The 10,019-nt window shown below is 34.2% G+C and carries 12 protein-coding genes; 3 read left to right on the top strand and 9 right to left on the bottom strand.

Translation table 11 applies throughout. The features are described from left to right. Window positions 1–106: 106 nt before the first annotated feature. Entirely contained in the window at window positions 107–784 is a 678-nt protein-coding gene (locus HOG71_13020) for a DUF218 domain-containing protein (GenBank protein MBT5991766.1), read from the top strand. Between the two features lies 1 nt (window position 785). Here HOG71_13020 and HOG71_13015 read toward each other — a convergent pair whose 3' ends face one another. From HOG71_13015 to HOG71_12995, 5 genes are all read right to left on the bottom strand, one after another. After that, window positions 786–4,184: a T9SS type A sorting domain-containing protein gene (locus HOG71_13015; protein ID MBT5991765.1), complete on the bottom strand. Its 3,399-nt coding sequence runs from the start codon at window positions 4,182–4,184 to the stop codon at window positions 786–788. 31 nt (window positions 4,185–4,215) lie between these two features. After that, the gene (locus tag HOG71_13010; GenBank protein MBT5991764.1) at window positions 4,216–4,992 is read right to left on the bottom strand and encodes a DUF1573 domain-containing protein; all 777 of its coding nucleotides are present in this window, start codon (window positions 4,990–4,992) and stop codon (window positions 4,216–4,218) included. Window positions 4,993–5,056: 64 nt separating this feature from the next. Continuing rightward, the gene (locus HOG71_13005; protein ID MBT5991763.1) at window positions 5,057–5,467 is read right to left on the bottom strand and encodes a DUF1573 domain-containing protein; all 411 of its coding nucleotides are present in this window, start codon (window positions 5,465–5,467) and stop codon (window positions 5,057–5,059) included. A gap of 11 nt (window positions 5,468–5,478) precedes the next feature. Further along, complete coding sequence (locus tag HOG71_13000; protein MBT5991762.1) at window positions 5,479–5,943, bottom strand: DUF1573 domain-containing protein; 465 nt, start codon at window positions 5,941–5,943, stop codon at window positions 5,479–5,481. 135 nt (window positions 5,944–6,078) lie between these two features. Next, on the bottom strand, window positions 6,079–6,705 hold the full coding sequence (locus tag HOG71_12995; GenBank protein ID MBT5991761.1) for a histidine phosphatase family protein: 627 nt from the start codon (window positions 6,703–6,705) through the stop codon (window positions 6,079–6,081). Between the two features lie 59 nt (window positions 6,706–6,764). Between HOG71_12995 and HOG71_12990 the strand changes: the two genes are divergently transcribed. Further along, the gene (locus HOG71_12990) at window positions 6,765–7,229 is read left to right on the top strand and encodes a hotdog fold thioesterase (GenBank protein MBT5991760.1); all 465 of its coding nucleotides are present in this window, start codon (window positions 6,765–6,767) and stop codon (window positions 7,227–7,229) included. Between the two features lie 197 nt (window positions 7,230–7,426). Here the strand turns inward: HOG71_12990 and HOG71_12985 are convergent, their stop codons facing one another. The 3 genes from HOG71_12985 to trmB form a co-directional block, all read right to left on the bottom strand. After that, on the bottom strand, window positions 7,427–7,699 hold the full coding sequence (locus tag HOG71_12985; protein MBT5991759.1) for a type II toxin-antitoxin system YafQ family toxin: 273 nt from the start codon (window positions 7,697–7,699) through the stop codon (window positions 7,427–7,429). Beyond that, window positions 7,699–7,890, bottom strand: a complete 192-nt coding sequence (locus HOG71_12980; GenBank protein MBT5991758.1) for a hypothetical protein — start codon at window positions 7,888–7,890, stop codon at window positions 7,699–7,701. The genes HOG71_12985 and HOG71_12980 overlap by 1 nt, the downstream gene beginning before the upstream one ends. 344 nt (window positions 7,891–8,234) lie before the next feature. Then, the gene (trmB, locus tag HOG71_12975) at window positions 8,235–8,879 is read right to left on the bottom strand and encodes a tRNA (guanosine(46)-N7)-methyltransferase TrmB (GenBank protein ID MBT5991757.1); all 645 of its coding nucleotides are present in this window, start codon (window positions 8,877–8,879) and stop codon (window positions 8,235–8,237) included. A gap of 68 nt (window positions 8,880–8,947) precedes the next feature. On the opposite strand from trmB, the gene HOG71_12970 reads away from it, so the two are divergent. After that, entirely contained in the window at window positions 8,948–9,676 is a 729-nt protein-coding gene (locus HOG71_12970) for a hypothetical protein (GenBank protein ID MBT5991756.1), read from the top strand. 2 nt (window positions 9,677–9,678) lie between these two features. Here the strand turns inward: HOG71_12970 and HOG71_12965 are convergent. Next, a partial coding sequence (locus tag HOG71_12965; GenBank protein MBT5991755.1) for a bifunctional folylpolyglutamate synthase/dihydrofolate synthase occupies window positions 9,679–10,019 on the bottom strand: 341 nt, incomplete at its 5' end.

Genomic DNA, 10,019 nt, shown 5'->3' with positions numbered 1-10,019 from the left:
TGAAAAAAAGAGTCATTTACTACAATCAGTTAAGATTTAAGTAACTCCATACCGATTAATGATGAAAGCCTTATTTTTGTATAATAATTACGCTTTGAAAAAAGGAATGAAGAGAATAATTAAATATATTTTAAAGCAGTTTTCTATAAAAAGATTTTACTGGCTTTTTGTAACTCTTTTGTTGCTGATGATTGCTTTCAATTTGCATGTATACTTATATAGTAAGCCATTTATTTATACAGACTTAAGGGAAGTTCCCAGTCAAAATGCTGCAGTTGTTTTGGGCACGGCTAAATATAGAAAACAGGGTGGTGTAAATCAATATTTCTCCAATCGTTTAATAGCTGCAGTTGTACTGTATAAAGCTGGAAAGGTTAATTATCTCATTTTGAGTGGAGATAATTCACATGACTCCTATAACGAACCTTTGATGATGAAAAAAGAGCTCATGCGTTTGGGCGTACCAGAAAGTGCTATTTATCTTGATTTTGCAGGTTTCAGTACACTCGATTCGGTTATCAGGGGAAAGGAAATATTTGGACAAAATAGTTTTATTATTATTTCTCAGGCTTTCCATAACAGAAGAGCCTTGTTAATTGCCAGAAAAAAAGGCATTCAAGCCATTGCTTTCAATGCTCCGGATGTCGAGTCATTCTCTTCTTTTAAAACAAAGTTTCGGGAAATATTTGCACGTATTAAAATGACTCTCGATTTATATATATGGGGCACAAAACCTCATTTTTTGGGAGAAAAAATCAAACTGGGAGAGGAACAAGTATTCTAATCTACTCTTTAATAATCAATTTCATATAAACCCCATTTAAACTACTTGCTTTAAGTAAATAGCTGCCGTGTGTTAAGCCCGGAAGCTTTATCGATGCTTTTTTTGCATAAACTGGAATTGTTTCAATAAGTTGCGTGTTCAAGTTGTAAATTTCAATTGTTGTAATCAATTCTTTGGCCTCAATAAATAATACATCATGAACAGGATTTGGATAGATTTTTATTTTAGCTTTCAAATCTTCAAATCCAGGATTGGTGATATTGATTATCTCAAGCAAACTATCGACCTCACAGCCATTGGAATCAGTTATGAGCAAATAATACTTTCCTGCACATAATCCAATTGCTTTCGAAGAATCCTGAAAATTTGGATCATCGTATTGATAATGATATGGAATAATTCCGCCACTAACAAATGCTTCTGCTGTCCCTACACATCGTTTATTGGTATCGTTAACAAGTATGAGTGAAAGTAATAGTTCATCAGGCTGGTTTATTTCAACTGAGTCTGATACGATGCAATTATTTGAGTCATAAATAGTTAATGCATAGAATCCTTTCATTAAGAAAAATCGATCTGCTGTAGAATTACTATCTGACCATTCATATAAATAAGGAGGAGTACCTCCCAAAACAGTTGATGTAATTGAGCCTGAATATGTCTCATAGCATCTCACATCATGTCCTTCTAAATGAAGTTTTAATTTATCTGGCTGTTTTACCTCAAATGTATCTGTCATTATGCAGGCGTTTGAGTCAAATATACTTAGATAGTAAAACCCTTTTTTAAGATTGTATAAGGAATCTGTAGAGGAGCCATGCGTCCAGAAAAATTGATAGGGAGCTTTTCCTCCAACTACAATAGTAAAAATACGACCATTGCTTTTCCCAAAACAACTGATATCCTTTATATCAGCAAATATTTTTATGATGTCAGGTTCTCCTACTATGATTGAATCAGTTGAAAGGCAGTTATTGCTATCGGTGATTGTTACAATATATGTATTTGCATCTAGGTTTTTTAAAATAGATGATGTATCACCAATTAACCAGCTCACATGAAAAGGGGGAGTTCCGCCCTGTGGATTAAGCGTAATTTTCCCATCTGAGCCAGCAAAACAACCTACTTCTTTTACGAAAGCATTCGATATAATGGTATTGGGTTGTTCAATACTAATTGTATCAATAATTGAGCATCCATTAGTATCGCTTACCTGTATCCAATAGCTTCCTGCACGAAGTGAATCTATAGTGTCAGTTTGATTTCCATCAGACCATAAATAAGAATAAGGCTTAAAACCACCTTCAGCTGTAATTTGGATTTGTCCATCAGCTGATCCCGGACAACTACAATCCGTGATTTTCTTGTCTAAAGTCATTCCAGCGGGCACAATCGTTCCCGATGAATCAATCATGCCCCAAAATCCATTCACATTACTAACATGATCAAGCCTCAGTGTTTTGTAAAATGTGTCAACAGTACCTCCATTTAATTGCCAGTTTATGCCCGAGTTATAGGACTTCATCAATATGAGGTTGGAATCGGTGGTCAAATGATAAATCTCACTTTCATCATAATTGAAAATTAATTCAGCATCCCAATTACAGCTTTTATGGGCAAAAACATCATAGGATCGCCAAACTTGCTTTTTTGAATATTGCTTATTACTTCCTGTTATCCGACTTAAAATTACATTATTTTGTGGAAATGGTTGAGATAATTTGGCTGTTAATGTTAATCCAATGCCTCCAAAATCTTCCACATCCGGGTTGCCTGCAATATAGCGTGATGTCCTGATTCTTCCTTGTAACACATAGCCACTTTCTTCTTTTATTTTTCCACTATCTGATAACTCAACTGCATAATTTCCTGTATTGAAATGTCCTTCACGGTGAATGGTGATGCTATCACTTATATATAAATCGGAATGTATTAAATCAACGTATGCGAGTTTGTCGAAATGAAGGCTTGATATATAAACAAATTGCTCAGGATATATCTTCATCAAATTTGAAATATAATAATTCCCATGATAAGATGAATCAGGGATAAACAAGGTCCAGGCTGGTGGTACTACATCAATTGCATTTTGAAGATTTCCACTTACTTTATTAAACCAAACAATGCTATCTGATTGAAACCCCATTTTTGAGTTTTGGTCAGAAATATTTTTGACCCAGGTGTATGTTACTATATCTCCAGTATTACTAATTAATGTATCCCCAATGCCGGGTCCATCCGTTGTCAGCCAGCTATTATTATGCGCATGAATATCGGATTGAATATTTGTAATCAGGTTGTAGTTTTCATTGTAAGCAAGTTTGTTTTCCTGTATCAGCGTGGCGGTGGGGCCTATATTATTCTCCTGAGGTTCTCCAAACATTAATCCATTTTTGCAATAACGAAACTTGTTATTTAGGATTTTAGAATTGCTCAGGCTTGCCGGGTTTGCCGCATAAACACTCCCATCATTTCGTGCTTTGACGATCATAGCGCAACCGGCCTGATTGGAGCCTCCTAATCCACAATGAGTAAATTCGCAGGAGGTAACTGTAACATTGGTGTAACTCCCAAATTTCAGATTGATATCAAATCCTGCATTCCAATTATAATTTGTATCGATACCACAACTATCAAAAAGTAGATTTTGAAATAAACAATTGTGTAACTTCTCTGCATAAATCCCCTTTTGCTTATTTCGTTTTAAGGTCGAGTTTCGAAGTAAGAAATCAATAACATTGGATGTGGCCGGGTTATCGCAAAATATATATATACCAGCCAAACCATTATCAGAAATATTACAGCTGTCCACGATCCAGGCAATTACATCGCAACTATGGCCAATATAGATACCTGCTTTTGCATTTGAAATCATTTCACATTTGAAAAAATCCATGTCGCGTAATACGATATTGGGTCCATTCCAAAATCCATAATAACTATTATTTGCTACAACAACATTAGAAAACCTGACCTTACTGGCCATCACTGCTCCATATTGAAATTGTTGTATTCGTAAATCTTTTATATTACTGAAAATAATAGGTGCTGCACCTTGAAAAACGATGCTTAAACCAGTTCCTGTTCCAGATGATGGACTTTGTAATATCGTATTAAGGTTTGTATCGGCTACTGAACCACTTCCAAAAAGGTTCATTTGTTTGTTTATCGTCAAATATTCTTGATATAAACCGGCAGAAATAAAAACATTGTCGTTTACAGCACAGCTATCGATTGCATTTTGGATGCTTCTTTTGGGGCCATTTAAGCCACTTGTATGAGAAGAATATAATCCATTGAAGGTGTCGTTGCCGTTATATTTATCGACAAAGTAGTCCGTTGAAAAAGCTGATAATGAAAGAATCAGCAGAAATATAATATATGCTAATTTTCTGCCCATTTGCAATTCCCATAAGATGATCAAGTATCATCTATTCATTTAGTTTCTTAATCCGATTTTTGTAGTCTTTTCCTTTTAATGTTTCACCAACTACTGTTATCCCCTTTACCGATAATTCATTAAGGTATTTTGTATCAAGTGAAGTAATAATTTTAATGTTTTCATGAATGCTTCTTGCTTCATGTGATTTAGTCAGGTAACTAATCTTAACTGTTGTCGTTTGTTGTGGTTCAAGAATTAGCTGTTCACTACTAATCAACATACATTTGTCGCAACTGCTGATAAATTCTTTAATATGTATGATGGAATCACCGGAGTTTTTTAGTTCAATGGTCATCTCTTTTTTCTTTCCGATTTTCATGATATCAAAATCAATGGAATTGGATGAGATTTGAAGAGGATATTGTTTTATTTCCTTTATTTTAGGAATTACTTTTCCGTGAATATACAGTACTTCTGCTTTCGCATTTCCACCATTATCCCTATTGTAGGATACGATTACACTTTTAGCAAATTTTCTATTCTTATATCCTCTTGAATTAAATACAACTTCAATTTCGCCAGTTCCGCCAGGCATAATAGAATCTTTAGGCCATTTGGGAGTAGTACATCCACAAGAAGTTTTTACATTGGTTATTACCAAAGGCTGATCGCCAATATTGGAAAACTTAAAAGTTGTTTTCGGATAAGTGTTTACAATGACATCTCCAAAATCATGATCAGTTTCATCAAATTTGATATTGGGTTGGCAAAACACCCATGAAACGGAGAATAAAAAGATAGTTAAAATTAGTAATATGCGTTTCATAACAATAAAAAAGGGTTATACTTTTTGTAAATATAACCCTCTATTTTCTAAATCGTATCGATTATTATTTTTTCACAAAGCCCTTTATATAAAGGATGATCACTTTGTCGTTTCCATTTTCGGGAACATTGGTTGTAACAGTTATTGATTTGTGAATATTCTGTCCGCCATATCCTTTTGAATTGAAGGTGGCTTTTATTTCACCTTTTTTTCCGGGCATAATTGGTTGCTTTGGCCATTCTGGTGTTGTACATCCACAGGCTGGCTTCACATTTTTTAGCAGTAATGGAGCTGTTCCTGAATTAAAGAAAGTAAACACAAGTTCTTTGGATTCTCCTTCTTCAATGGTGCCGAATTCTGCAGCAACATCTTCAAAATAAATATCTGCTGCCTTAACTCCTTTTGATGCAGGTTTTTGAGCAAATGAAATGGAGATAATCAATAATAGAATGGTTGATACAAATATTTTTTTCATCAGGCAAGGGTTTATTGGTTTTCAATTCGCACTGGAGACTGAACTGGTTGTTCGACAGGTTCAGTTACTTTTTTTATTACATTGCCTTTGAAAAACAATACTTTTTGTGCATTCGTACCCATGTTTGTAGTCACAGAAATAGACTTATGGAATGAACGACCTCCATAACCACGTGAATTAAAAACTGCTGTAACACTACCTTTTTCACCGGGTAATATAGGTTCGCGTGTCCATTCTGAAGCTGTGCATCCACAAGCTGGCTTCACTTCTTTAAGTAAAAGAGGCTTGTCGCCAATGTTTTTAAATTCAAAAATGTGTTTGGCATAAGAACCCTCTTCAATTTCTCCAAAATCAAAAGATGTTTCTTCAAAGTTAATCTTTGGACCTCCGGTAACTTCATTGTCAGGGAGTTGGGCAAAGCTGGAACTAGCTGTAATTATTGTCAGTGCAAAGACAAGTGTAAGAACTTTTTTCATAAGGTTGTTTTTTAAAATTATTTAAAATATGTTTTTAATTTCTTTTTTTATGCAAACATGAATTTTGCAAAAACTATACCTATTAATTTAATTAAAGATCAAAGTTAGAAAATGCTTGAATAAGGAACAATTTATTTATGAATTTAAGAGATGAAGCCGACAATTATTTTTCACCATTTGAATGAGATTTGCCTCCTTGTCATAAGCAATCACATAAAGTCCAAGGTTTGTGTGTTTAAATTGATCCATTTCGTTTAATGCTTTGTTTAGTATCTGACATATCAAAATGCGCATGGCTCTTCCATGCATACAAATCAGAACGTTTTCTTCTTCCTCTCGTGATAAAATCAGGTCGATAATGGGTTTTTGCCTTTTTGCTACATCAATTGGGCTTTCTCCTCCAGGTATGGAAACAGAGGTTTTACCTGCTTTCCATTTTTTCGCCAACCTTCTCAATCTGATCCATGAAATAGGATTAAGCTGTGTACCTTCCATTTCGCCCCAATTAATTTCATTGAATTCAGCATAATGTTCTGTCGGAATTCCTTTCTCAATGAATCCTGCAACACTTTCCTGACTTCGTTTTAATGCGGATGTATAAATTTTATCAAAAGAAATATCCTTGTAAGCTTGAAAGAATAAATCTGCTTGTTCTTTTCCTTTGTCGTTTAATGATGAATCAATACTTGATCCTTGTAAGTAGCCATTTTTGTTAAAATCGGTTTCACCGTGTCGGATGATGTATAATTTTTTTTCAGTCAAAATTTAGGATTTGTGTAAATTTACGCTCATATTTTCGTTGGCAATTTAAGGATACAATAATGATAGATACCTCCGTAACATTGGAAATGCTAAATAAAACGGGTGCTAATACTTTGTCAGACAATCTTGCAATAAAGTATGTAGAACTATCTGAAGATGAACTAAAAGCACAAATGCCCATTGATCACCGAACCGTACAACAATTGGGCATGATGCATGGAGGCGCTTCTGCTGCATTGGCTGAAATGACAGGGAGTATGGCTGCTTATCTTTCTATTGATAGAGAAAAATTCTTTTGTGTTGGGCAGGAATTGAAAATCAATCATTTGAAAGCTGTTTTAGGTGGAAAAGTAACGGCCACAGCAACAGCCCTTCACTTAGGTTTTCAATCGCATGTTTGGCAAATTAAAACACATGATGAGGCTGGCGATTTGGTTGCATTCAGTACATTAACAATGGCTGTTCTTCCACTTGATCAAAAAATGAAAGCCAGAATTGGGGATATATTTAAGAAATTGATGTAAAACCCTGACAGGCATATGCGTCAACTTAACATTGTTTTTTACTTGATATTAATAACTGACAGGGTTTTGTATGCTGGAATGTTGAGTTTATCAGGCTAAACTATATTTCCAAACCTTTTTATGGGTTGAAAGACTGGCGTCTTTCTTTTTATTATTTCTCACAATCAACAGGAGGAAGACTTGCGAGAACAGGGAAATTAAAATAAATCAGAATGAGAACCAGTATTCGTAAATAATAAAACCAGCTCCCTATCGTTTTGCATCCAAACTAATAACCAATCCGCTTGTAGGTGGCATTCCCAACAACCAGTATAATTTCCTGTCAGTTTATGCGGTTTATACTCTTGTGGAAGGTGTCCGTTCAATCTTAAGAATTCGATTGCTTCTTCTAAAATTGAAATATCTAAACCTCGTTTTTTGCAACGTTTGAAATCTTTTTTAAATCTTGAAGTGTAGCCAATCCGATACATTACTTTGAGCATTGATCAATTAAATCTTTTGCATCTTTTGCGTAATGAACACGACCTTCTTTGACATCTGATAATGATTCGTCTATTCCAGAGGGTTTAATGCTAACAACTTCTTTTAATGATTGTAAAAGCGATAATAATGCTTTTCCTGCTTTTGTTCCTTCATTTATTGTGATTGTATAGGTTGCCATTGTCTTGAATTTTAATAGTAATACGAAGATACAAAACAGTCAGAAAAAAAGTTAATTGTATTTTTATTCATGGAAGTCATTCCTAGGATCATTTCTTTAAACACTACCCCTGCTAAGATTTTATGTGCTGGAATGTTGAGTTTGTCAGGCTAAACTATATTTCCAAACCTTTTTATGGGTTGAAAGACTGGAGTCATTCTTTTTATTATTTCTCACCTGCCCTTGCTGTCAGGCTGGCAAGTACTTCTGCGGAAGACTTGAGAGAACGGGGAAGTCATTAATATTAATGTAAAATCGATTGCAATTTAACCCTGACAGGGCTTGAAGCCCTGTCAGGGTTAAATTCATTTTAATTGAAACTTAATATATTTAATAGTCTCTCCCTTATCCCTAAATAATCCTTCAAAATAAGTTGGAATGCTATTGTATTCATTCAACAAATCAGATTCATGTAAGTTGTCAGTGATTTGAAGGATGCTATGTTTGTCTTTATCGAGTGTTTCTTTGGCAAATTCAAACAAAGGCGTATTATCTGTTTTAAAATGGACAATTCCTTTTTGCTGAAGTATTGTTTTATATTTATTTAGAAATTTACTTGAAATTAAACGTTTCTTCCATTTAGATGGTTTGGGATATGGATCAGGAAATGGAATCCAAATTTCAGACACTTCCTCTACTGCGAAATAATCTTCAATATTATCAATGTTAATTTGGAGGAATGCTACATTATTGAGTTTATTGTCTAATGCATTTTTCGCAGCCCTCCATAAACGAACTCCTTTCAGATCAACACCAATAAAGTTTTTATCCGGGAATTTTGCTCCTAAATTATTAGTGTATTCTCCTTTGCCACAACCAAGTTCTAATACAATTGGATTGGTGTTTTTAAAACATAACGAATTCCATTTTCCTTGCATATTTTCTGGTTGAAAATAGAAATTATCCAAAGTTGCCAGTTCCGCAAACTTCCTTTGTTTATGCCGAGCCATAAAAAAAATTATTGTCCCACAAAACTATGGACTTTTATATTTTTGTTGCACTCAAAATTTGATAGATTATGAATTATCCCGCAAATCATGAACAGGATTTTTTTGTTTCATGGCACGAAACAGATTTTCAAGCAAAAATGACCATTAAATCAATAAGTGATATGCTCATGGAATTAGCCTGGCTGCATGCAGGTGAATTGGGTTTTGGATTTGAAGATTTGGAAACACAGAGTTATTTGTGGGTATTGTCTCGCTTAAAAATTGATATCATAAATTATCCAAAATGGAGAGAGAATATTAAAGCCAAAACATGGCCGGTAGATATTCAGAAATTATTTGCCAATCGTCATTTTAATGTAAAAAATGAAAAGGAAGAAATTATCATTAATGCAGGTTCAAATTGGTTAATTATTGATAATGCTAGCAGAAGACCTGTCAGACCAGAGAAGGTTTTTCACGAAAGAGTTGTTTGGACCAATGAAAAGGCTGTTAGTGAAATTGATAAAATAGATGTTAGCGCTTGTGATGAAATGCTGTATTCCAAAAAAGTTAAATACTCAGATTTAGATTTTAATAAACATGTCATCAATTCAAAATACATTGAAATGACTATGGATGCACTATCAGAATCCATGTTGATGGCTCAAACAGTTTCATCATTTCAAATAAATTTTATAGCGGAAGGACGAATGGGAGATGAATTGCAGCTTTATTCAAATAAAACAAATGATACATTTAAAATCCTTCGGTTAGCCGATCAGAAAGAAGTAGTACACGTTCGAATAGATTGGAAATAAAACTATTGGTTTAAAAAGTGCATTGCATCAGCCACTACAAATGCACTACCTGTAATTAAGATGAAATCATCTTTGTTAGCATTTAATTCACTTGCTTTTATTGCTTCGCCCACATCAACAAAGCTTTCACCCATTAAATGATGTGTTAATGCATTTTGCTGAAGTTTGATGGCTTCCATCCCACGGGGTACATCTGGTTTTGCAAAATAGTAAATAGCTTCCTTTGGCATTAAGTTTAAAACATCATCGATACGTTTATCATCGCTCATTCCAAAAACAATATGCAACTGATTATAGGTGTAGGATTTCAATTGCTCAAGCATATAGGTAATTGCCACAGGAT

The sequence above is a fragment of the Bacteroidota bacterium genome (genome assembly GCA_018698135.1).
Lineage (GTDB): Bacteria > Bacteroidota > Bacteroidia > CAILMK01 > JAAYUY01 > JABINZ01.
Note: the sequence above shows the minus strand (reverse complement) of the source record. Positions and strands in the feature narration are given on the sequence as shown.